General features: G+C 66.8%; 21 protein-coding genes. 13 read left to right on the top strand and 8 right to left on the bottom strand.

Features of this window, described 5'->3' with window-relative positions; genetic code table 11:
• Positions 1 to 12: 12 nt before the first annotated feature.
• Positions 13 to 459 carry a hypothetical protein gene (locus GPX89_RS41795; protein WP_328602936.1) on the bottom strand — a complete coding sequence of 149 codons (447 nt, stop codon included), beginning with the start codon at positions 457 to 459 and terminating at the stop codon, positions 13 to 15.
• A 243-nt stretch (positions 460 to 702) separates the two neighbouring features.
• On the opposite strand from GPX89_RS41795, the gene arc reads away from it, so the two are divergent.
• On the top strand, positions 703 to 2463 hold the full coding sequence (gene arc, locus GPX89_RS41790; protein WP_157393324.1) for a proteasome ATPase: 1761 nt from the start codon (positions 703 to 705) through the stop codon (positions 2461 to 2463).
• Between the two features lie 71 nt (positions 2464 to 2534).
• Here the strand turns inward: arc and GPX89_RS41785 are convergent, their stop codons facing one another.
• Entirely contained in the window at positions 2535 to 2945 is a 411-nt protein-coding gene (locus GPX89_RS41785; protein ID WP_157393405.1) for a hypothetical protein, read from the bottom strand.
• Between the two features lie 98 nt (positions 2946 to 3043).
• A complete protein-coding gene (locus GPX89_RS41780; protein WP_157393323.1) occupies positions 3044 to 3475 on the bottom strand; it encodes a nuclear transport factor 2 family protein in 432 nt (143 codons plus the stop codon).
• A gap of 174 nt (positions 3476 to 3649) precedes the next feature.
• Here GPX89_RS41780 and GPX89_RS41775 point away from each other — a divergent pair, with 174 nt between their 5' ends.
• Complete coding sequence (locus GPX89_RS41775; RefSeq protein ID WP_157393322.1) at positions 3650 to 4858, top strand: RNA-guided endonuclease InsQ/TnpB family protein; 1209 nt, start codon at positions 3650 to 3652, stop codon at positions 4856 to 4858.
• 97 nt (positions 4859 to 4955) lie between these two features.
• Here GPX89_RS41775 and GPX89_RS41770 read toward each other — a convergent pair whose 3' ends face one another.
• Positions 4956 to 6353 (bottom strand): aminotransferase class I/II-fold pyridoxal phosphate-dependent enzyme, encoded by a 1398-nt coding sequence (locus GPX89_RS41770; protein WP_328602935.1) that lies wholly within the window; start codon positions 6351 to 6353, stop codon positions 4956 to 4958.
• A 207-nt stretch (positions 6354 to 6560) separates the two neighbouring features.
• Here GPX89_RS41770 and GPX89_RS41765 point away from each other — a divergent pair, with 207 nt between their 5' ends.
• From GPX89_RS41765 to GPX89_RS41730, 8 genes are all read left to right on the top strand, one after another.
• Positions 6561 to 7397, top strand: coding sequence for a nitrilase-related carbon-nitrogen hydrolase (locus tag GPX89_RS41765; RefSeq protein WP_157393321.1), 837 nt, complete (start codon positions 6561 to 6563; stop codon positions 7395 to 7397).
• Positions 7394 to 8815 carry a dihydropyrimidinase gene (gene hydA, locus GPX89_RS41760; protein ID WP_328602934.1) on the top strand — a complete coding sequence of 474 codons (1422 nt, stop codon included), beginning with the start codon at positions 7394 to 7396 and terminating at the stop codon, positions 8813 to 8815. Before GPX89_RS41765 ends, hydA begins: the two co-directional genes overlap by 4 nt.
• 30 nt (positions 8816 to 8845) lie before the next feature.
• On the top strand, positions 8846 to 9883 hold the full coding sequence (locus GPX89_RS41755; protein WP_157393320.1) for a TIGR03842 family LLM class F420-dependent oxidoreductase: 1038 nt from the start codon (positions 8846 to 8848) through the stop codon (positions 9881 to 9883).
• A 139-nt stretch (positions 9884 to 10022) separates the two neighbouring features.
• The gene (locus GPX89_RS41750) at positions 10023 to 10973 is read left to right on the top strand and encodes an ABC transporter permease (RefSeq protein ID WP_157393319.1); all 951 of its coding nucleotides are present in this window, start codon (positions 10023 to 10025) and stop codon (positions 10971 to 10973) included.
• Between the two features lie 85 nt (positions 10974 to 11058).
• Positions 11059 to 11916: an ABC transporter ATP-binding protein gene (locus GPX89_RS41745; protein ID WP_328602933.1), complete on the top strand. Its 858-nt coding sequence runs from the start codon at positions 11059 to 11061 to the stop codon at positions 11914 to 11916.
• A complete protein-coding gene (locus tag GPX89_RS41740; RefSeq protein WP_235949310.1) occupies positions 11913 to 12686 on the top strand; it encodes an ABC transporter permease in 774 nt (257 codons plus the stop codon). Before GPX89_RS41745 ends, GPX89_RS41740 begins: the two co-directional genes overlap by 4 nt.
• Complete coding sequence (locus GPX89_RS41735) at positions 12683 to 13828, top strand: ABC transporter substrate-binding protein (RefSeq protein WP_157393318.1); 1146 nt, start codon at positions 12683 to 12685, stop codon at positions 13826 to 13828. Before GPX89_RS41740 ends, GPX89_RS41735 begins: the two co-directional genes overlap by 4 nt.
• A gap of 51 nt (positions 13829 to 13879) precedes the next feature.
• Positions 13880 to 14560, top strand: a complete 681-nt coding sequence (locus tag GPX89_RS41730) for a TIGR00266 family protein (protein WP_157393317.1) — start codon at positions 13880 to 13882, stop codon at positions 14558 to 14560.
• Positions 14561 to 14909: 349 nt separating this feature from the next.
• Here the strand turns inward: GPX89_RS41730 and GPX89_RS41725 are convergent, their stop codons facing one another.
• Positions 14910 to 15428, bottom strand: a complete 519-nt coding sequence (locus tag GPX89_RS41725; protein ID WP_235949307.1) for an NUDIX hydrolase — start codon at positions 15426 to 15428, stop codon at positions 14910 to 14912.
• 131 nt (positions 15429 to 15559) lie between these two features.
• Between GPX89_RS41725 and GPX89_RS41720 the strand changes: the two genes are divergently transcribed.
• Positions 15560 to 15940, top strand: a complete 381-nt coding sequence (locus tag GPX89_RS41720) for a nitroreductase family deazaflavin-dependent oxidoreductase (RefSeq protein ID WP_157393316.1) — start codon at positions 15560 to 15562, stop codon at positions 15938 to 15940.
• A gap of 46 nt (positions 15941 to 15986) precedes the next feature.
• On the opposite strand, the gene GPX89_RS41715 is transcribed toward GPX89_RS41720, so the two are convergent.
• A complete protein-coding gene (locus tag GPX89_RS41715) occupies positions 15987 to 16490 on the bottom strand; it encodes a nitroreductase/quinone reductase family protein (protein ID WP_157393315.1) in 504 nt (167 codons plus the stop codon).
• 173 nt (positions 16491 to 16663) lie between these two features.
• Here GPX89_RS41715 and GPX89_RS41710 point away from each other — a divergent pair, with 173 nt between their 5' ends.
• On the top strand, positions 16664 to 18208 hold the full coding sequence (locus GPX89_RS41710; protein ID WP_328602963.1) for a glycosyltransferase family 39 protein: 1545 nt from the start codon (positions 16664 to 16666) through the stop codon (positions 18206 to 18208).
• 249 nt (positions 18209 to 18457) lie between these two features.
• A complete protein-coding gene (locus tag GPX89_RS41705; protein ID WP_157393314.1) occupies positions 18458 to 18985 on the top strand; it encodes a hypothetical protein in 528 nt (175 codons plus the stop codon).
• 174 nt (positions 18986 to 19159) lie between these two features.
• Here GPX89_RS41705 and GPX89_RS41695 read toward each other — a convergent pair whose 3' ends face one another.
• Together GPX89_RS41695 and GPX89_RS41690 are read right to left on the bottom strand one after the other, a co-directional pair.
• On the bottom strand, positions 19160 to 20953 hold the full coding sequence (locus GPX89_RS41695) for an SDR family oxidoreductase (RefSeq protein WP_157393312.1): 1794 nt from the start codon (positions 20951 to 20953) through the stop codon (positions 19160 to 19162).
• A 117-nt stretch (positions 20954 to 21070) separates the two neighbouring features.
• A complete protein-coding gene (locus GPX89_RS41690; protein ID WP_157393311.1) occupies positions 21071 to 23131 on the bottom strand; it encodes a CocE/NonD family hydrolase in 2061 nt (686 codons plus the stop codon).
• Positions 23132 to 23330: the final 199 nt, after the last annotated feature.

Here is a 23330-nt window from a genome sequence, read left to right as displayed (position 1 = left end):
AAATGCGGAGGTTTACTGGCAGGCCGCGCGGGCCATGCCGAGGATGGTGCACGCGCCGGCGTCGGAGAGCTTCCACGCGCCGTCGCTGTACTGGAACGCCATCGGGACATCGGGCATGGTGCCGTGTGGCGAGGTCACCGACACTTTCGCGTCGGCCTTCGTCCCGTCCTGTTTGATTTCGCCGACGGTGAACCCGACCTGGTAGTGCGAAAGTCCTTGGTTCATGGTGTCGATATTTCCGAGACGCTTGTCGCCGTCAACGACTAACTTGGCCTTGTCGGCAGCCGGTTTCGCCGGGTCGGCGAAGGCCGTGAGGACGCCCTGGAGGGCTTCCGCGGTCGGCGCGGGCGCGGCGGCGGTCGCCGACACCGTGGTATTCGAGGACGAAGAACCCTTGTCGTCGGAGCCGCAGCCGGTCAAAGTGACCGTAGCGGCTGCGACGGTCGCAGCGATAGCCACGGAAACACGAAGCGTCCGCGTGACGTTGCGCATACCAGGAGTCCGACTGGTGGGAAGGAGCATCAACGGCGCCTTTCGGCTCGGCCGGCGAATTAACTCGCCGGAAACAGGTTAGGGCAGGCTAACATGCTCGCTCGGCCTGGCGGCCGCAGCCTAGATGTGATCACGACGAAACCATGTCGGAAAGCGGGAACGGTTAGAGCCCGGTAGCGTTGATAGACCGGGACTGGGAGGAGCAGCATCATGAGCCCCATCGAACATTCGGACTCGGCGGCCTGGAGGGAACTCGAGGCAGTACGTGCCGAGGCCGCTGCACTCCGGAGGCAACTCGCCGACACGCCGGATCGCACACGGGAATTGGAAGCGCGCGTCGATTCGCTGACGATTCGCAACACCAAACTGATGGACACCTTGAAGGAAGCGCGCCAGCAACTGGTCGCTCTCCGTGAGGAAGTGGACCGCCTCGGCCAGCCACCTTCGGGCTACGGCGTCCTCATCGGCGTGTACGACGATCAGACGGTCGATGTGTTCACTTCGGGGCGCAAGATGCGACTGACGTGTTCGCCGAATATCGACACCACCACCCTCCATTACGGGCAGACCGTGCGTCTCAACGAGGCACTCACCGTGGTCGAGGCGGGCGGTTTCGACTCCATCGGCGAGATCGGCACGCTGCGTGAGATTCTCGACGACGGGCGTCGCGCCCTGGTCGTCGGGCACGCGGACGAGGAGCGGGTGGTGTGGCTGTCCGGGCCGCTGTCCGCGCTGGTCGACGTGGACGACCTCGAGGATCCGGATCGCCCGATTCGCAAACTGCGCCCGGGTGATTCGCTGCTGGTCGACACCAAGGCCGGCTTCGCCTTCGAGCGGATCCCCAAGGCCGAGGTCGAGGACCTGGTCCTGGAAGAGGTGCCGGATGTCGACTACCACGACATCGGTGGCCTCTCGCGTCAGATCGAGCAGATCCGCGACGCGGTGGAACTGCCGTTCCTGCACAAGGATCTGTTCCGCGAGTACGCGCTGCGCCCGCCCAAGGGCGTGCTGCTCTACGGTCCTCCCGGTTGCGGTAAGACGCTGATCGCCAAGGCCGTCGCCAACTCCCTCGCGAAGAAGATCGCCGAGGCGCGCGGTGAGGATGCCAAGGAAGCCAAGTCGTTCTTCCTCAACATCAAGGGCCCCGAGCTGCTCAACAAGTTCGTGGGTGAGACCGAGCGCCACATTCGGATCATCTTCCAGCGGGCTCGTGAGAAGGCGTCCGAGGGCACCCCGGTGATCGTGTTCTTCGACGAGATGGACTCGATCTTCCGCACCCGCGGTTCGGGTGTCTCCTCCGACGTGGAGACCACCGTTGTGCCGCAGCTGCTCTCGGAGATCGACGGCGTCGAGGGCCTGGAGAACGTGATCGTGATCGGCGCCTCCAACCGCGAGGACATGATCGACCCCGCGATCCTGCGGCCCGGCCGCCTGGACGTGAAGATCAAGATCGAGCGGCCGGATGCCGAAGCGGCGCAGGACATCTTCTCCAAGTACCTGACCGACACCCTGCCGTTGCGCGTCGAGGATCTCGACGAGTTCGACGGCGACCGCAGCAAGTGCGTGCAGGCCACCATCGAACGCGTGGTGGACCGCATGTACGCCGAGTCCGAGGACAACCGCTTCCTGGAGGTCACCTACGCCAACGGTGACAAGGAAGTCCTGTACTTCAAGGACTTCAACTCCGGCGCCATGATCCAGAACATCGTGGACCGGGCCAAGAAGTACGCCATCAAGTCGGTCCTCGAAACCGGCAACCCGGGTCTGAGCATCCAGCATCTCTACGATTCGATCGTGGACGAGTTCTCCGAGAACGAGGACCTGCCCAACACCACGAATCCCGATGACTGGGCCCGCATCTCGGGTAAGAAGGGCGAGCGCATCGTCTACATCCGCACCTTGGTGACGGGCAAGAACGCCAGCGCGAGCCGTGCCATCGACACCGAGTCCAACACCGGCCAGTACCTGTAAGCCGGAAGGCGAAGGGCCCGCATCCATTCGGATGCGGGCCCTTCCGCTTGTGCGAAATCCGGGTTACGCGATCAGCTGATTCCGGGGATGAAGCCCGGGTAGACCCAGTGGCTGACGCCGCCGCCCGGCGCGCCGGACCCCGACACATTCGGGAAGTTGAACGGCAGCCGCACCAGCTTGTGCGGATTGCCGTCGGCATCGGCCTGCCAGCAATCGGTGTACACACCATGGAAGCCGGAACAAACCACACGAGTGGAGTTGCCATAGGGCGACGTCAGCCGAGCACGATTGACCAGCGGATTCCAGAAATCGAGATCGGTGGGAGTCAGGAACCCATGGACCTCGTCCACGTAGATGGGACTGTTGGGCTGCTGAACCGGCCAATCATCGGCGGCCGCGGTGCCCGTGGTGATCGCCAGCGCCGCGGTGGCGACGACTGCGGCGCCTGCCGCCCGGGTGACGCTTCGGGTGATGGTGCGCATGTACCCCTCCTTGGAACGTCTATTGATGTCGATCATCTCTGAGGGCATCGGCCGCGGTGCGACGACTGTAACGGACTGCGTGGTATCAGTGATGGCCGTCACACTCCGAGGGGACGGTCCTCGGTCCAGTCGACCACCAAGTGGCGCTGGGCGAATCGCCACTCGTCGTCGTGGGCGAACGTGTCAAGGTAGCGAATGCGCATGACGAACACCCGAGGCCCCTCAGCGGTGTCGTAGACATGGGAAGCGGTGCAGTAGGTTTCGGCCCGCACCCGTTCGCCCGAGAAATCGACGAGCTGGTTCGCGATCACATGCTGGGTGACCCGGTAGCGGTCGAGGGGCTTCATCGCCGCCTCGATCGCGGCGCGCCCCCGCACCGTGGTCGTAGCCTGCTCACCGCCCCACTCGATCACCAATGTGCCGTCCTCGATGAAGAGTTCGGCGGTGGCGACATCACGACGGCGATCGACGTGCGAGGCGTAGCGCTCGGCGAGTTCGCGTACGGCGAGGCGGGTTTCCAGGGCATCCACTCGGGCTCCTCGATGCAATTGGTCTTCATTGTGTCTACCCTGTCGGGTTCCTGCGGAGCCGCGCGCGCCCGCTGGATGAGACGGGACGTCATGCTTTTCAGCGTCGAAGTGAAAAGTTGCAGTTCAGATGCGAATTCGCTATTGCTGCTTGATCTTTCCGGTTAGCATTGGCACATGCGTTCGACTGGAGGTTCCGCTTCGGTCACGACAAACACGGCGCGCTTCACCTTTCGAGTGCGGGTGTCGTCGACAGCACTTGGATTGCTTATGGCCGAGTCGGATCGGTGTCGGTGGGTGTGGAATGAGTGCGTTGCGCGATCGCAGCGCGCATATCGTGAGGGCACGGAATGTGGTCCGGCTGCGCTAGACAAGATGCTGACCGGGGCTCGGTCTCAGTGCGGGTGGCTGCGTGAAGGCAGCAGTGTCGCTCAGCAACAGGTCATTCGAGACTTCGGGAGGTCGCGAGCGAAGGCGCTCAAGGATATTCGGGAAAGAGTGCCGGCACGTCGGCGGGCGGGCATGCCGCGGTACAAGAAGAAGACCGGAGATCGACCTACGCTCAATTACACTCGGCAAGGCTTCCGGCTGAAGCAAGGTCGATTGTATTTGGCCGGGGGGATAGAACTGGTGGTGGTGTGGTCCCGTCAGTTGCCGAGCGATCCGTCGAGTGTTCGTATCTACCAGGATAGTTTGGGGCACTGGTACGCGTCCTTCGTGGTGGAGGTACAAGCGGAGCCCCTGCCGGCTACCAACTGCGCGATCGGGATCGACTGGGGTGTCAAACAAGTTGCGACGACGACCAGCGACGAGTTCGACCTTTCGTATGCGGGATATGGACCGAAGGCGGCCGTGAAACTGGCGCGATATCAACGAAAGATGGCGCGTCGTCAGCCGTTGAAGGGTGTCAAACCGTCCCGCGGATATCGTGCGGCTGTCCGGCAGGTCGCACGCCAGTGCAAGAAAGTTGCCAGGCAGCGTCAAGATCGTGCCCGCAAGTGGGCGAAGAGACTCGTCCGGGATTTCGATCGAATCGCCGTTGAGGATTTCAAACCAAGGTGCCTCGCTCGGACCAGGATGGCTCGCAAGGCGGCCGACTCGGCGATCGGATTGATAAAGAACGCGCTGATCACTATGGCCCACAAGCATTGCAGGGAACTGCACTTGGTGCCGCCTGCCTATACAACGATGGACTGCAGCGCATGCGGTGCGAGAACCAAGCACCGCCTGCCGTTGTCGCAACGCACATACGTCTGTGTCACCTGTGGATTCGTGGGCCCGAGGGACAAGAACTCCGCGCAGGTGATGCTGGCCCGGGCTGGTTTCAACCCGGCTGGTGTTGATCGTGGAAGACTGAACCGTCCGCCGGGCGGTGCGGCAGCGTGAGCCAGGAATCCACTCCGTTGCATGGAGTGGAGGACTCAAGAAATCGTTTCCTTCAAGTCGGTAGTAGCAGTGCGGCAGGAGCGAGAAATGCTGCGAGTCAGAGCCGCCGGATGCGGCGATAGGTTGGCATGGCCTGCGCGGCCGTGACGAGATGGGTTGCCACAGTGGCAATTTCGGAATCGGGGAGGGCGGCGACGGTGAGGCGGAGGTGGTCGGTGGCTGGGTGATCGTTCACCGCGAAGGGACCGCCCGGGGCCGCCTTGATACCCGCTGCAGCGAGAGAGATCAGGGCGGCGTTCTCGTCGGCGACTGGGAACCAGATATTGATGCCGTCGGCGCGGGGGAGCTGGATATTGCGGTGCGAGAGGGCCTTTCGGAGGGCATCGGTGCGGGTGCGATAGACGGCGCGAGCGTTAGCGATGGTGGCGTGGGCGGTGTCATCGGTGAGCATGTGCAGCAGGACGCGCTGCAATAGCTGGCTGGACCAACCCGGCCCGAGCATCCGGCGTTCGATGAGCGGATCGAGGTAGGTGGCCGGACCGCCGACAGCTGCCAGCCGTAGGTCGGCGCCGTGGGATTTGGAGTAGGAGCGGATGTGGACCGTGCGGCCGGGCAGCCGGGTGGCCAGTGAGCGCAGTGGCGTGTTGGTGATTCCCGCGCTGTGGTCATCCTCGATGATCATCGGCGTGGATCCGGCGACGACGGCAGCGTCTGCCAAGACGTTGGCGAGCTCACGGACGCGTTGCGCGGTAAGAGAGGCTCCGGTGGGGTTCTGGGCCCGCGGTTGGAGCAGGATCGCGACCGGAGCGTTGTTGGCAAGAGCAGCCGCCAGCCGGTCGGGCAGCATCCCCGATTCGTCCACTTCAACCGGAATGGGGCGTGCGGCGAGGCGGGCCAACATATCCAGAAACGGTGGGAAACACGGGTTTTCGACCGCGACCGCGTCGCCGAGGCACACATGGGCCGTCAGCAGGCGATCGACGGCGTCGAGTGCGCCGTCGAGGATCGTGAGTCGTTCGGCGCGAGCTGGCCAGTCGGCGCGTACGGCCACTTCGAGTTCGGGAAGGACGGCGACGCCGAGATAGGTAGCGGAGAGATCATCGATTCGTCCGTTGTCGCTCAGCGTACGCAGGGCAAGTGCCAGATCGGGAAGTAATGCGGGATCTGGCGTGCCCCGAGACAAGTCGATCCGAAACACGTTGTCGGAATGGGTGTGTAGCCGCTGATAGCGGCCACCTGCGGGAGTGATCGGCGGGTGTGGAACATTCTCGACAAAGGTGCCCGCTCGGCCGCGCGCGACGATGGCTCCGGCCGCGGCGAGCGCGCGCCAGGCCTGGTTGACGGTGGCGGGGGACACCCTCAGCTCCCGGGCGACCTCTCGGACGGTGGGCAGGCGACTGCCAGGCGCCAGGGCACCCGAGCGGATGCGGTGGCTGACGGCGGCCGCGATACCGGCTGCCGTGCGGTCGTGGGCGGCTGCCAGCAGCGCTGCCACCGTGTTGGTCGGTGCCGCGGTGTTGCTGACCGGGGTGATGTCGTCGTCCCCGGCCGCGTGTGGTGGTCCGAGTTCGGTTGTCACAAGGTGATTCTGGGTGTCCGGATGAAGCGCTTGGTGAGCCGCGCCGAAGGATTTACGGTCACGAAATAGTTACCGTCAACTTGTAACACAAGCGAATTCGTTTCACGTGCAGTATCACAATGTATGGCGATCGTTCGAGCGGCGCTGGTGCAGACGAGCTGGACCGGCGATAAAGAGTCAATGATCAAGGCGCATGAGGACTATGCGCGGCAGGCGGCTGCGGCCGGGGCCAAGGTGATCTGCTTTCAGGAGTTGTTCTACGGGCCGTACTTCTGTCAGCTGCAGGACATCAAGTTCTACGACTACGCCGAGTCGGTGCCGGGGCCGACCACCGAGCGGTTCGCGGCGTTGGCGCGCGAACTCGGGCTGGTCATGGTGTTGCCGGTGTACGAGCAGGAGCAGCCGGGGTTGCTGTACAACACCGCGGCGGTGATCGATGCCGACGGCACCTATCTGGGTAAGTACAGAAAGCATCACATTCCACATGTGAACGGTTTCTGGGAGAAGTTCTACTTCCGGCCGGGCAATCTCGGGTGGCCGGTATTCGATACCGCGGTCGGCAAGGTCGGGGTTTACATCTGTTACGACCGGCATTTCCCGGAAGGCTGGCGGGCGCTGGGGCTGGCGGGCGCGGAGATCGTTTTCAACCCCTCCGCGACCTCGCGCGGACTGTCGAGTTACCTGTGGAAACTCGAGCAGCCCGCGTCGGCGGTGGCCAACGAGTACTACATCGGCGCCATCAACCGGGTCGGCATCGAGGAGTACGGCGACGACGACTTCTACGGGACCAGCTACTTCGTGGACCCCGAGGGCAAGTTCGTCGGCGAGGTCGCCTCCGATACCGCGCCCGAGCTGGTGGTCCGGGATCTGGACATGGACCTGATCAAGGTGGTGCGGGATCGCTGGGCCTTCTATCGGGACCGGCGGCCGGACGCCTACGGGAAGCTGGTGGAGCCGTGAGCACGACGTTCATCCACGGCGGAATCGTGGTGTCCGCCAACGGATCCCAGCCCCTCGACGTGCTCATCGACGGTGAGACCATCGCCGCGGTGGTGCAACCGGGATCCACGGCACTGGGCAGCGACCTGGCCGCCACCGCCGCCACCGTCATCGACGCGACCGGCAAATACGTGATCCCGGGCGGCGTCGACGGTCACACCCACATGCAGCTGCCCTTCGGCGGCACCGAAGCCTCCGACACCTTCGAGACCGGCACCCGGGCCGCGGCCTGGGGCGGCACCACCACCATCGTGGATTTCGCCGTGCAGAAGCCCGGCGAGCGGGTGCAGGACAGTCTGGCGCTGTGGCACGACAAGGCCGCCGGCAAGTGCGCCGTCGACTACGGCTTCCATCAGATCATCGGCAATGTCGACGCCGAATCCCTCAAGGGCATGAGCGAATTGGTGTCCGAGGGCGTCACCAGCTTCAAACTGTTCATGGCCTATCCGGGCGTCTTCTACTCCGACGACGGGCAGATCCTGCGCGCCATGCAGACCGCCGGTGATCTCGGAGCGGTGCTGATGATGCACGCCGAGAACGGGATCGCCATCGATGTGCTGGTGGAGCAGGCGCTCGCCCGCGGTGAGAAGTCCCCGTACTACCACGGCGTCACCAGACCGTGGCAGATGGAGGAGGAGGCCACCCATCGCGCGATCATGTTGGCGCAGTTGACCGGTGCGCCCCTGTACGTGGTGCACGTGTCGGCCAAGCAGGCGCTCGAACAGATCGCGGAGGCACGGGGCAAGGGGCAGAACGTCTTCGGCGAGACCTGCCCGCAATACCTGTACCTCTCGCTGGAGGAGAACCTGGGCGCACCGGGTTTCGAGGGCGCGAAATGGGTGTGCTCGACCCCGCTGCGGGCGCGCGCCGAGGGCCACCAGGACGAGTTGTGGCGCTACATCCGCACCGGCGACGTCACCACCGTGGCCACCGACCACTGCCCGTTCTGCATGAAGGATCAGAAGGAACTCGGCCTCGGCGACTTCAGCAAGATCCCCAACGGGATCGGCGGCGTGGAGCATCGCATGGATCTGATGTTCCAGGGCGTCAAGGACGGCCGCATCTCCCTCGAGAAATGGGTGGAGGTGTGCTGCACGGCCCCGGCGCGCATGTTCGGGCTGTATCCGCGCAAGGGCGTGATCAGTCCGGGCGCGGACGCCGACGTGGTGATCTACGACCCGAACGGGCACACCAGCATCGGGTTGGGCAAGACCCATCACATGAACATGGATCACTCGGCCTACGAGGGTTTCGAGATCGACGGGCACGTGGACACCGTGCTCTCGCGCGGTCGCGTCCTCGTCGACGCCGGACAGTACCTGGGCAGCGCCGGGCACGGGCGGTTCGTCAAACGCGGGCTGTCCCAGAACCTCATCTGACCCGTTCGACCAACGAGGGGAGAGTGCCGCATGGATATCGGTGTGGTGCTGCAGTGCACGCCGCCCGCCTCCCGGGTGGTGGAACTGGCGAGAATCGCGGAGACGCACGGGTTCTCGCACGTGTGGACATTCGACTCGCACCTGCTGTGGCAGGAGCCCTACGTCATCTACAGCCAGATCCTGGCCGCGACAAGGAAAGTCGTGGTGGGTCCGATGGTGACCAACCCGTCCACCCGCGACTGGACGGTCACCGCCTCCACCTTCGCGACCCTCAACGACATGTTCGGCAACCGCACCATCTGCGGTATCGGGCGGGGTGATTCGGCCGTGCGCACCCTGGGCGGACGGCCCGCCAACCTGGCGACCCTGCGCGAATCCATCGGTGTGATACAGGAATTGGGCAACGGCCGCAGCGCCAGGATCGGCGACACGACCATCCGGTTCCCGTGGGCGAGCGCTTCCCGGCTGCCGGTGTGGGTCGCCGGATACGGTCCCCGCGCCCTGGATCTCAGCGGTGAGGTGGCCGATGGGTTCATCCTGCAGCTCGCCGACCCGGACATCACCGCGTGGACGATCGCCCGCGTGCGCGCCGCCGCCGAACGCGCGGGCCGCGACCCGAAGGCGGTCACCATCTGCGTGGCCGCCCCCGCCTACATCACCGACGGCAGCGCCGCCGCGCTGAAACACGCTCGCGAGCAATGCCGTTGGTTCGGCGGCATGGTCGGCAACCACGTGGCCGACATCGTCTCCCGCTACGGCGCGGACTCCGATGTGCCCAAGGCCCTGACCGACTACATCGCCGGACGTCAGGGCTACGACTACAACGAGCACGGCCGCGCGGGCAACACCCACGCCGAATTCGTCCCCGACGAGATCGTGGACCGCTTCTGCGTTCTCGGCACCCCGGATGAGCACCTGACCCGGCTGCGCGAGCTCGAGGCCATGGGCGTCGACCAGTTCGCCGTCTACCTGCAACACGACGCCAAGACCTCGACCCTCGAGGCGTACGGCGAATCCGTGCTGCCCCGGCTGGCCCACCCGATCGAGGCCACGGTGACCGGATCGTGAGAGGACCAGATCAGGCGCGGCGCGCACGCTCGGCAGCGTGCCCTGCCCACGTCGTCAGCGGCGTGTCGGCGACGGTGGCCGCGAATTTCGTGGCCGTTCGCAGCAGCGGTGGACGGTTCAGGGCGAGGGCGGGTGCGCGATGACCACCTCGACGATCGCCAGGACCGCGGAGGCTATTGAGGTTCAAGGCGTCCCGGCCGGGCGCAGACTCGTGCGCGGTGGTGGGCGCGGCTGGCGGCTGCTCTATCCCATCGCGGCGTTCGCACTGCTCATCGCGGTGTGGGAATTGGTGAAGGCGACGGTGCCCGCCAATGGCGTGAGCATCGGGGGCCAGCGGGTGCTGCCGCGCACCACCGACGGCGCACTGCCGCATTCGTGGGCGGTGCTCACCGTGCTGGGGGAGCGCGACGGCAAGACCACCGTCGGCGCGACCCTGTTGCGCACGGCGAGCTTCACCCTCGAACTCGCTCTGCTGGCGCTGGTGGTCGGGACCGTGGTGGGCGTCGCGCTGGCGGTGCTCATGCAGCGGTTCTCCTTCGTCGAGCGCGGACTGCTGCCGTATGTCATCGTCTCCCAGACCATTCCGCTCATCGCCTTGGCGCCGCTGGTGGCCGGATGGGGCGGCAAGATCCACATCGCGGGCCAGCCGTGGCAGCCGTGGATGAGCATCGTGGTGATCGCCGCGTACCTGGTCTTCTTCCCGGTGGCCATCGGCACGCTGCGCGGATTGCAGTCGCCCGCAACCGCTTCGGTGGAACTGCTGCACAGCTGCGCGGCCGGATGGTGGACGACGCTGACCCACCTGCGCTTCCCGGCGGCCGTGCCGCACATCCTGCCCGCGCTGCGGCTGGGCGCGGCGGCCGCGGTCATCGGCAGCGTGGTCGCCGAGATCTCCACCGGCACCGCGGGCGGGATCGGCCGCCAGATCATCGTGTTCTCGCAGCAGTCGACGGGCAATGCCGCCCGGCTGTACGCGGCGGTCATCGCGGCCGCATTGCTGGGCGTGGTGCTCACCGCGCTGGTTTCCGCGCTCGAACTGCTGCTGCGCCGCTATGCGCGCCCGGGCCACACCTCGGGAGCGCGGCGTTGATTCGAGCTCTACCCATCCAAGTCCTTGCCAGCGCCGATCGGGCCTCGTGCCGTAGCGATATCGGCTGTTCGTCCGGAGGTACCCCGTGACCGTGGAGGCATCCGCGTCCCTACCGCATCCCGCCACGACCGACGCCGTGCCCGCCATCGAACTGCGCGGCGTCGGCAAGATCTTCGGTGCGGGCGCGGTCACCGCGTTGCAAGGCATCGATCTGACTGTCGCCGCGGGCGAATTCGTCTCGCTCATCGGCCCTTCCGGCTGCGGCAAGTCCACACTGCTGCGCATTGTGGCCGACCTCGAGGAGCCCAGTTCGGGAACCGTTGTCGTGCACGGGAAGACGGCGCGCAGGGCTCGGCTCGACCAGGATTACGGTATCGCGTTCCAGCAGGCCGGGCTGCTGGATTGGCGGAGCGTGCAGGAGAACGTCGAGCTCCCGCTGCAGCTGCACGGAGTCGGGAAGAGGGAACGGCGGGCGCGTAGCGCCGAACTGCTGGAGATCACCGGCCTGACCGAGTTCGCGCGGCGCTTTCCGGCCGAGCTGTCCGGCGGCATGCAGCAGCGCGTCGCCATCGCCCGCGCACTGGCCCGCAAGCCGCCGCTGCTGCTGATGGACGAGCCGTTCGGCGCGCTCGACGAGATGACCCGCGAGCGCATGCAGGGCGAACTGCTGCGCATCGCCGAAGAGACCGGGGCGGCAGTGCTTTTCGTGACGCACTCCATCCCGGAGGCGGTGTTCCTGTCCGACCGGGTGGTGGTCATGTCACCCCGGCCGGGCCGCATCACCGAGGTCCTGGCCACCGGCGGCTGGGACCGCGACAGCGACGACGACGTGCGGTCCGGCGACGAGTTCTTCGCCGCCGTGGCCGCGGTCCGCGCCGCCCTGCATGAGGGGCACGGCGGCGGGGAGACGCCGAAAAGCACCGCAGGACGGGACATCCGATGACCCGCATGCTCCACACCTGGCTGCCGCCGGTGCTTTTCGGTGTCGCCCTGCTGGTGCTGTGGCAGGTACTGACCGTCGTGGCGGGCGTCCCCACCTTCCTGCTGCCCTCACCGAGCGCGATCGCGAAAGCGTTCGCGGACAACCATCACGCGATCCTGGAGGCCGCTCTCGCCACCGGCAAGAACGCCCTGGTCGGGCTGCTCGCGGGCGCGGTGCTGGGCATGGCCGCGGCCATCGTCGCCGTCCGGTTCCAGGTCGTGAACGGGGTGCTCGGCGCGCTCGCCGCGGGCGCGGCCGCCGTCCCCATCGTGGCGCTGGCTCCGCTGCTCAACTCCATGTACTCCACCACCACCGACCTGCCGCGCCGCCTGGTGGCCACCATCGTGGTGTTCTTCCCCGTCTTCGTCAGCACCGCACGGGGATTGCGCCAGGTGCCGCGCGTGCACGCCGACCTCATGACCGCCTACGCCGCCACCGGCTGGCAGATCACCCGCACCGTGCGCCTGCCCGCGGCGCTGCCGCACCTGTTCACCGGCCTGCGCATCGCCGCCCCGGGCGCGGTGATCGCGGCCATCATCGCCGAATACTTCGGCGGCCTGCAGCACGGGCTGGGCAGCCGCATCACCTCGGCGGCGGCCAATACCGCCTATCCGCGTGCGTGGGCCTACGTGGTCGCCGCCATGATCCTCGGCCTGGTGTTCCTGGCCGCCGTGCTGTCGCTCGAACAGCTGACCCGCAGACCCCGCACCATCCTTGGGAGATCGAAATGAGAAGTACCAGTAGAAGATTCCGTATCCGGGCAGTACTGGCCGCCACGACACTGGCGGTGGCGGCGCTGGCCGGGTGCAGCACCAGCGACAACTCCACCACCACCTCCGACGGGCTCACCAAGGTCAAGCTGCAACTGCAGTGGTTCAAGCAGGGCCAGTTCGCGGGCTACCTGGCGGCCGCCTCCCAGGGCTTCTACAAGGAGCAGGGCCTCGACGTCCAAATCCTCGACGGCGGCACCGATATCGTCCCGCAGACCGTGCTCGCCCAGGGGCAGGCCGACTACGCCATCGCGTGGGTGCCCAAGGCCCTCGCGTCCCGGGAGGCCGGCGCGGGCATCACCGACGTGGCCCAGATCTTCCAGCGTTCGGGCACCAAACAGGTGTCGTTCAAGAGCGCGGGCATCGGCGGCCCGGCCGACCTGAAGGGCAAGAAGGTCGGAAACTGGGGCTACGGCAACGAATTCGAGCTCTTCGCGGGCATGACCAAGGCGGGCCTGGACCCGGCCAAGGACGTCACCCTGGTCCAGCAGCAGTTCGATATGAACGCCTTCCTCGCCCACGACATCGACGCCGCCCAGGCCATGTCCTACAACGAATACGCGCAGCTGCTCGAGGTCAAGAATCCGGCCACCGGAAAGCTGTACACCGCCGACGATTTCGCCACCTTCGACTGGAACGATCAGGGCGTGGCCATGCTGCAGGACGCCATCTGGGCCAATACCGACAAGCTGAAGGACAGCAAGTACGCCGACCAGACGGTGAAATTCATTGCCGCGTCGCTGAAGGGCTGGGCCTACTGCCGCGACAATGTGGACAAGTGCCGGGATCTGACGGTGGCCGCCGGATCGACGCTGGGCGCGAGCCATCAGCAGTGGCAGATTACCGAGGTGAACAAGCTGATCTGGCCGTCCCCCAATGGAATCGGGATGATCGACAAGACGGCGTGGGACCGCACCGTGGCCATCGCGAAGACCACCCGCAATCAAGAGGGCAAGACCGTCCTCACCAAGGATCCCGACGCGGAGGCGTATTCGGTCGAATACGTCACCAAGGCATTGGATCTGCTGAAATCCCAAGGTGTTGATGTGACCGGAAGTTCTTACGTCGCACAGCCGGTGACGCTCACCGAGGGCGGCAAATAGCGCATTCGTGAGGTTCCCCCGGCGTCGGTCCGCGCTGTTAATGTTCGCGACATGAAGGTGGAATTGCGCCACAATCCGTCGTCGACCATCGCCCGCTGTTTCCTGGCCGGGGGTGAGCCCATGCGTGTGGAGAGCGGGGCGATGGTCGCCCACTCCGCGGGAGTCGCCTTGGCCGCCAAGGCCGAAGGCGGCATCCTGGCCGGGCTCAAGCGCTCGGTGCTGGCGGGGGAATCGTTCTTCGTGTCGACGTTCACCGCGCCGCCGGAGGGCGGGTGGGTCGATGTCGCGCCGGCCCTGCCCGGCGACATGCTGGCCCTGTCGATCACCCCCGATCGGCCGTTCTTCATCAGCCGTGGCGGCTGGATCGCCAACTCGCACGGGGTCACCGTCGAGGCGAAATGGGGTGGGCTGGCGAATCTGTTCGGCGGTGAGGGCGGTTTCGGACTGCGCGCGCAAGGGCAGGGCGAGGTGGTGCTGGGCGTGTTCGGCGCCATCGACGTCATCGATCTGGCTCCGGGGGAGCCGGTCACCATCGACACCGGGCACGTGGTCGCCTACGACCTCGCGATGAACTTCACCATTCGTCGCGCGGTGTCGGGACGGTCGCTGCAATCGCTCAAATCGGGCGAGGGTCTGGTCTTCGATTTCACCGGCCCGGGACGGGTCCTGCTGCAGACCCGGAACCCCGGCGCGTTCGCCGCGTGGGTCGGTTCGAGTGCTTCGTCCGGATAGAAGTGTGACCTAGATCACTATTTTATCAAATTGATATAAACCCTGCTGGAACCCGTTCTACCGTGAAGCTCCCGTTGGGCCGAGGTGAAATTTTCTAGCGGAAACGGCTCCCAGCTGAATGTGAACCGTGCATGATTCACTTGCCCGACACGTTGTTCGTACAGATGAGGAGTTACACCGTGACCGGATCCGCAGAGGACTTCTTTGCCGCGGTCTTGATCAAGACCATCCAGGGCCTGTTCTCGGGCAGTGGCGCCCCGGGTTCCACCGGCAACTGAGTCACCCAGCCACGACGGCCCATCGAATCGCGCGGGTTCGATGGGCCGTCGGCGTTTTCGCGAAACGCCGTTCAGCGCAGCAGATCCGGAATGAGCACCCGGGTGTCGGGCACGAACGGCCAGGCCGGGTCCTCCAGATGTGAGCGCAGCTCCTCGTCGGTCCACCACCAGCCGTCGACTATCTCCTCGGGTTGATGCCGGATCGGGCCGTCGTAGCGCAGTTCGTAGGCGAACAGGTGGCAGCGCATCGGGCGACCGGCCCACTCGCCGTCCCAGGAGGCCGAGGCCAGGGGGAGCGGGCGGTCGTCGCGGGGGCCCAGTTCGATGCCGAGTTCCTCGCCGAGTTCACGGATGGCCGCCTCGGCCGGATCCTCACCCGGGCCCAGCACCCCACCCGCCAGGCAGTCGTGCATCCCGGCGAAGACGGCCTTGGTATCGGTGCGCTTGTGCACGTAGATCCTCGAGCCGTCGCGGGAGCGCACCAGCACGCCGGCGCTGGCGTGCCAGAGGCCCTCGGCGTACACCACGGCGCGTTCGCGTGCCCCGATCTCACGACCGGCGGCGTCGTACAGCGCGATCATCTCCGACATGGGCCGGGCCCTCCTTCCTGCCGCGCCGCGCAACCCGGCGCCCCGACCTGCACTTTAGCGATGCCGCACGGGCGGACCCGCGGCGGCGTAGCCTCAGGGACGCAACCGTTTTCGTCAGGGAGGACGAGACCATGCCGCTGCCGCAGGCCCTCGCGAGGATCAACCGCAAGATCAGCAACCCGGTGCTCGGCGTGGTGGCGGGGGTGGCGCCGTTCTTCGGCATCGTGGTCCACCGCGGGCGCAAGTCCGGACGGGTGTACCGGTCGCCGGTCATGGTCTTCGCACGCGACGGCGGCTATCGGATCGCGCTGACCTACGGGCGGGACGTGGACTGGCTGAAGAACATTCGCACCGCGGGCACCTTCGAGTTCGAGACGCGCGGGCGCACCGTGACGCTCACCGATCCGGTGGTCGGGCACGATGCCTCCGCGTCCTGGGCTCCGCCGCTGGTCCGGCAGGTGCTGGTGGGCTTGAACGCCGAGGACTACGTCCAGGCCCGCCTGGTCGACTGAGGTCCGGCGCGCGAACGTTCGCGCGGCGCGGTACCGGCCGCGCGGCTCAGTGCACGGTCAGCCGGAGGATCACGCAGCCCTGCTGCCAGCTCTGGTAGGCGTCGGCCTTGTTCGGGTTGCCCTGGGCGTCCAGGCCGATCCCGTTGAACTTGGCCCACTGCTTGTTGTCGCGGGCGATGACCTCCGAGAGCCGCACCACCGATTCGGCGTCGGTGAGCACCTCGGCGTCGGCGGTGCGCTTGGGGCCGCCGAAGGAGACCGCCAGCGGTGTGCCCTTGCGGATATTGCTGACCCAGGGACGCTTGGCGGTGCCGATGAGGATGTCGCCCTCGTGGCGGGTGTAGGCGACCGGAACGTCGTACTGCTTGCCGGATTTGCGGCCGATGATGTGCAGGACGCAGAGGCTCTTGCCGATCTGCGGGGCCAGGAACGGCACCTTCAGCAGCCCGCGAATGACCTTGTTCAGGGTGCCCTGGTACGAGCGGATCGGCTCCGGCCCGCTGGTGGAGGGGGTGCCGTAGGGATTGGTGCCCGAGGTTTGGTCGGTCATGCCGGCCTCCTTCGCTGAAACGCGTTGCGCGGCAGTCATACCGCTGTCGAGTATAGGGCGCGATACTGGGCGGCGCGGCGGTCCGCGTCGAGTCTCTGGTTTGCTGGAAGGAAGCTGTAGATTCGGCCTTGTCCGCACCATCACCCGCCGTCGAGGAGTGCGCGTTGACCGATGTGGTGGATCGCCCGGCCCGGCCCAATGGCTCGGGGCGGCATGCCAAGGCGCAGGAGCGCCCGCCCATGGCGTGGTGGACGGTGGCGGCGGTCGCGGTCCCGGCGGCGGTGGTGCTGGTGCTGTCGGCGTCACGGTACGGGTACTTCGGCGACGAGCTGTACTTCCTGGCGGCCGGGCGGCGACCCTCGTTCGGGTACGCCGACCAGGGGCCGGTGCTGCCGCTGCTGTCGCGGTTGATGGACACCCTCGCGCCCGGCTCGTTTCTCGTGCTGCGCCTGCCGTCGGTGGTGCTGACGGTCACCGCGATCGTGTTGTGCGCCATGCTGGCCCGCGAATTCGAGGGCGGGCGCTGGGCGCAGCTGCTGGCCGCCGTCGGGTACGCGAGTTCACCGTTCCTGCTGCTGCAGGGCACCATGCTCACCACCAATGCGGTGGACACCGCGCTCTGGGTGATCATCACCTGGCTGGTGGTGCGCTGGGTGCGCACCCGCGACGACCGGCTGCTGCTGGCCGCGGCCCTGGTGACCGCGGTGGACATGCAGGTGAAGTGGCTGATCCCGTTCTTCTGGATCGCGCTGGCGGCGAGCAGCCTGCTGTGCGGGCCGCGCGAGCTGGTGCGACGGCCGCTGCTGTGGGCGGGCGGGGCGATCGTGGTGATCGTGACCGTGCCCGAACTGCTGTGGCAGGCACACCATTCCTGGCCGCAGCTGAAGATGGGCGGGGTGATCGGGGCCGAACAGGGGATCCTGGGCGGGCGGCTGCTGTTCGTGCCCATGTCGGTGAGCCTGGCCGGATATCTCGGCGCGCTGCTGCTCTTGTGGGGGCTGTGGGTGCTGCTGCGCTGGGATGCGTTGCGGCCGTACCGATTTCTCGCGGTCACCTTGCTGCTGCTGTATGCCGCGTTCCTGCTCACGGGTGGGCGGATCTACTATGCGGCGGGCATGTACGCGGTCATGATCGCCGCGGGCGCGGTGGGTGTCGTCGGCACGGCCGAACGCGTGAAACCGGTGTGGCGGTGGGTGGTGACGGCGTTCGTCGCCGTGCTCGCGGTGGGAGCGACGGCGTTCACTCTGTACTCGACTCCCTGGCGGCCCGCCGACCAGGTGCACCCGCCCAAGGATGACGCCGAGGCGGCCATCAATATCGGCGTGTACGGGTCCTTCGGCTGGCACGAGCTCACCGACGAGGTGGTCGGGGTCTACGAGGGCCTGAGCCCGGCCGAGCGCGCACACGCGATCATCATCACCGACACCTATTGGCAGGCAAGCGCTCTCGACGAGATGGGTCGCGCGAAGCTGCCGCCGCTCTACAGCCCCAGCCGTGGTTTCGGCTATTTCGGGACACCGCCCGACGACGCCTCGGCGGTCATCGCCGTGGGCGGGTACGAGGCGGTGCTGCGCAGCCAGTTCGAACACGTCGAACCGGTCGGCAAGGTCGACACCCGGCTCGGGTTCAAGGGCAACACCCAGGACGTCACCATCTGGAAGTGCTCGGGGCAGAAGAAGCCGTGGGCGCAGGTCTGGCCGAACTGGATGCACCTGTAGGCCACAGCGGCACGACCGCGGCGCGGCGCTCGTCGGCCGCGCGACCCTCGCCGAGGTGGAAGCGTTGCACGGCCGCGCCCAATTCCGATACCGCCGTGGTCAATTCGTCGTGCGGCCCCGGACTTCGAGCTGGCACAGCACGCCCGCCATGGCCCGGATGGCGCGGCCGGATAGGCGTACCTCCGCATTCGCTCCGGCCGTGCGCAGTCTGAGGACGGCTTCGCCCGCGGTGCCCGATAGGCTCGCCGGGTGCTGACAGTGACGATGAACGATCGCGCGGCCACCCTGCTACGGGCGTCGGCCGGCTTCGATCGGCTCGATCCACCGGGTGGACTGGCCGAAGGGTTGCGAGCGTGGGCGGACCGAGGGATCGCTCGCAGGGGCGAGGTGATCGGCTGGGCCCCGGTTCCCGCCACGGCCGACCACGCACCCGGCGACTTCGTCGATCTCACCGGTTGGGAATGCGCGCACACCTATCTCCATCTGGAAGACTTTGTGCCAGATGACATCATCGCCCGCGATGGATCGTCCCTCACTGTCGCTACGCAACGCGAACTGCTGCGCCACGGCATCGCGCTGACCCGGGAACTCGCCGCCCTCGCCGCCACCCCGACCCCACCGATCGCGCTGCGCTGCATCATTTCCGCGAACGAGACCAATGGAACCTTCCGCTTCCACGAGATCCGCCCCGGCGAGTCCTGGCACACCCCCGACCTCGACAACTACGACTCCGACGCAGTCGTGGTCATCGACTTCACCGCATCCCAACCGAAATGACCCAGCCCACCACCGCCAGCGTGAACCCGTCCCACCCCTGAAGACCCACGGTCTGCAATGCGGTGGCGTCCAAACGCGGGTCACGCCCCATCGTCTCGAAGAGCGCGGCTGCCCTGGACTCTCGAATCGTCACTCTTCGGGTCGGTCAGCGCGCCGTTGCGGCAACGTGTGGGTTCATCGGGTCAGGCTGGCGCGGGCCATGCCGAAGCGGAGGAGGCTTGGGGGAGTCAGGCGGGTGGCGTAGTAGGCGGCCCAGGCTTCGGGGGTTACGGGGATGACGGCTCTGTTGTGTTGGACGGCTTGGACTATCGCGGTGGCGACCTTGGAGGGTGGGTAGCTGCGTAGGCGGTAGAGGGTGTCGAAGAGTCGTTGGCGGGAGTGTTCCTTTTCGGGGGTGATGGCCGAGAACTCGGTGGTGCGAACGATATTGGTGTGGACGATGCCGGGGCAGACCGTGGTGACGCCGATGCCTTCGGCCGCCAGCTCGGCGCGTAGGCAGTCGGAGAGGGTGAAAACCGCTGCCTTGCTGGTGGAGTAGGCGCTGAAGCCCTGTTGGGGGGTGTAGGCGGCCATGCTGGAGACGTTGACGATGTGGCCGCCGAGGCCGCGGTCGGACATGAGGTGGCCGAAGGCGCGGGAGCCGTGGACCACGCCGAAGAAGTTGATGTCGAGGACGCGTTCGAAGCTCTCGGGCGGGGTGTCGAGGAATGGGGCGGCCTGGCCGACGCCGGCATTGTTGACGACCACGTCGGGGACGCCGTGCACGGCCGCCACCTCCTCGGCGTGCGCCCGGACCGCCGCCTCGTCGGCCACATCCAGGGCGTAGGGGTGGGCGGTGCCGCCGGATCGGGCAATCAGGGCGGCGGTTTCGCGGGCGGCGGCGAGGTCGATGTCGGAGACCACCACCTCCGCGCCCTCCCGCGCGAAGGCCCGGGCGGTTTCACGGCCGATGCCCGAGCCCGCGCCGGTGACCACGACGAGGTGATCGTCGAACGGGCGGCCCGGCGGCCTGCCGACCTCGGCGCGCCGCAGTTCTCGCGACGGCTCGCGACCCGAGACCGCGTCGATGAGCTGGGTCGTGGTGCGCGCGAGAACCCGCGGATGCGAATACGGCACCCAGTGACCGGCTTTCAGGTCGCGCCGCCACAACTGCTCGGTCCATTCGGATTCGTCGTCGAACACCGCGGGCCGCACGGCCGGATCACGGTCGGCCACGATGAGCTGAACCGGCACCTTGGTGTGCCGCTCCCGCGACGAGAACACCTTGCCGAGGACCAGATTCGCGCGATAGATCTGCAGGCCGTTCGCCGCGTCCTCGGTGAAGGTCTCGCCCAGGGTGACCCGCTCGGCGGGCGTGCCCTGCGCCAGCCGCAGCCCGAGCCGGAACATGCGATCGGTCAGCCCGCGCCGCACCAGCGCGGGCATGACGGGGGCCATGAAGGCGAATTGATAAGCGATCGAAGCCAATTGGGCCAGCGGACCCACCAGATTACGGGGCGTCGGGCGCGCGAATCGCCGCCGCGCCCATGTGCCCGCGTGATCGAGATTGGGACCGGAGACCGAGGTGAACGAGGCGATGCGCAGTTCCGCGTCGGGCTCGCACACCGCGTCCCACACGGTCACCGAACCCCAGTCGTGGGCGAGTACGTGCACCGGTTCGGCCGGGCTCACCGCGTCGACGACCGCGAAGAAGTCCGTCGCCGGCTCCTCGATCCGGAAGGCCCGGAAGTCCTGCGGGTCGGTCGTGCGGCCGTGTCCGCGCGAGTCATAGCTCGCCACCCGGAACCGGTCGGCCAGGTGTGGAATCACGTTGTCCCACAGGCGATGGGAATCCGGCCAGCCGTGCACCAGGACGATGGTCGGGCCGTCGGCGACGCCTTGCTCGTATACGGCGATCTCGATCTCGCCATTGCGCACGGTGCGCTGCCGGGGCTCACCGCCGGCGGTCGGGTCGGGTCGCTGCGCCATTGCGGCTCTCCTCTGTCTCGGACAGTTCGCTCATATTCAGCTTGGACTGTCCGAGAAGGGGAGTCAATGCCACAGGGATTCGGTCGAGCCGAACGAATTAAACCGACTCAGACAATTTCAGTGAGTGAACGAATCGGCCGGTGCGAGCGGAACCACCAAGGCTGACGGATAGACCGCGTTCTGCTGGATCTGCTGCGAAGTCCCGACCACCCGGCCCAGATCCGCCGGATTGGGGATCGTCGACGGGAAGGTGCCCGAGGTGATGCGCAGGCGCAGTGCGTGACCGGGCTCGAGGCGGTGGAAGGCGGGCCGGATCTTGATCTCCATCCGCACCACGTCCCCGGGCGCGAGCAGCTGCTCGTTCTCCTTCAGCACGGTGTGCTCGGGCGCGTACACGGTCCCGTCGCCCGTGCTCCAGGTCTTGCCCGGATCCAGGGTGCGCTGGCTCGCCAACTGCGATCCGCCGGTGATGTTCACCGCGGTCCCGTCCGGCGCGACATCGTCGAGCCACACCTGGAAGGCGGCGTCGGTGCCGGTGGAGGACGCGTACAGCGTGACGCTCGACGGCCCGGCCAGCATGGTCGGCTCGGTCACCGGGTCCATCGTGTAGCGCGGTCCCGCGGTCGGATCCTGCACCCATTCGGTGCACGGGTTGGACACAGTGAAGACCCGGAACACGAAATCGAGCAGGCCCGCGGTGTACTGGCCCAGCGACTCGCGGTTGCAGATGTTGTCGATTCCCGTGTAGTTCAAGCGATCCGAGGCGTCGGCGGAGGTGGGCTTGTCGGCCACCAGGCGATCACCGGCGAGGTAGCGCTGCTGGATCGCGGCCTGCTCGAACGGGTAGCGGGCGGTGTCGGCGGCATGATCGTTGGCGTCGATGACATGCAACGGCGTGGGTGTCTCGTCGACGCCGTTGTGAATGTCCTTGAGCCACCGGTCGAACCAGGCAAGAGTGATCTGATCGGTGTCCATGCGTGAGCCGGGGCCCAGGCCCAGCCCGACGTGATACCAAGGGCCCATGAGCAATTGGTAGCGCCCATCGGCCTTCTGGTCCGCCGCCATGGGTGCGAACTGGTCGCGTCCGGCCGAAAGGTTCTGCAGCTGCGCGTAATTGCGCACCGCGCCCTCCTGATACAGGTCCCACCAGCCGTCCACCTGGTACATGGCGATGCCGTTGTCGACCAGATTGTGCAGGTCGGTCTCGAAACGCCGGTCCTGCCACCAGGAGTTGTCGTAGGCGGTGGCGCCGCCGGTGTAGGCGTCGAACAACAGCTTGACCGTGCTGGTGTCCGGGCCGACCAGCGCCATGAGGTGATCGCCCAGCGACTTCAGGAACTGCTGGGGCGACACCACCGCGCTCAGGAACGGCCCGATCAGGCTCAGGTACGGGACCATGAGCGAGATGACCGTCAGCAGCAGCGGGCTCATCATGCCGTCGTGATTGAGCACCTCGTCGAAGATGTTGTTGGGCACCGCGAACGGGACGATCGCCTTCAACGGCGAATCCGGGCCGACCGTCTCGGCGGTCCGCATGGCCGACAGGCCCGGGAACGAATAGCCGTACATGCCGACCTTGCCATTGGATCCGGGCAGCTTGGCCGCCCAGTCCACCAGCTCCGCGCCGTCCTTGCCGTCCTGCTTGGAGGCCGGGCTCCACGCGCCGGTCGAGCCGCCGGTGCCGCGCACGTCCGCGGTCACCTCGATGTAGCCGTGCCGGACCAGCACGTCCTGCATGGAGGTGGCCTGGTTGATGATGCGGCGCGCATCCTTCAGCTGATCGGGCAGCTGGATGTGCAGATCGTCGATGACGCCGGTGATGGCCGCGGTCAGCGCGCTGGTCACCGCGCCATAGGTGGTGAAGTTGACGATGACCGGGAAGTCGCCCGCGGCCCGCTGCCCGGTCGCCGGATCGGTCGGATACCGCACCTCGGCTTGCAACTGGGTGCCGTCGGAGAGCGGAACGATCTGTCCCAGTTGATAACCCACGCCGTACGGGGCGGGTGTCGGCTGATAATCGGACGGCAGCCCGAAATTCACGGGCGCGTTCGGCACGGGCCCGAACACGGGCGCGGCCCCCGCGGGCGTGGTGGACGTGACGGTCATGGCCAGAACCGAGAAACCGGCGACGGCCCACGGCGCCAGTCGGCAACGCCGCGGCCGGAAGGTGCTACTCAACGATCTACCTCTGCGGATGTAGGGAGGCCGCTGCGTGCCCGCCGCAGCTGCGCCGGACCGCACGACCTCGTCGTCGGAATCGAGCAGACCGCACAGCGCGAGCGCGTCGCTACCGGCAATCCCCAAGACGACGCGTCCCGCGATTGTGCACTCGACCAACCGGCTGTGCACTCGGGCGGACCGCGCCGCGACACACGAA

This window comes from Nocardia terrae (assembly GCF_009760405.1).
Taxonomy (GTDB): domain Bacteria; phylum Actinomycetota; class Actinomycetes; order Mycobacteriales; family Mycobacteriaceae; genus Nocardia; species Nocardia terrae.
The sequence above is the reverse complement of the archived record's forward strand: the minus strand, read 5'-3'. Positions and strand labels throughout refer to the sequence as shown.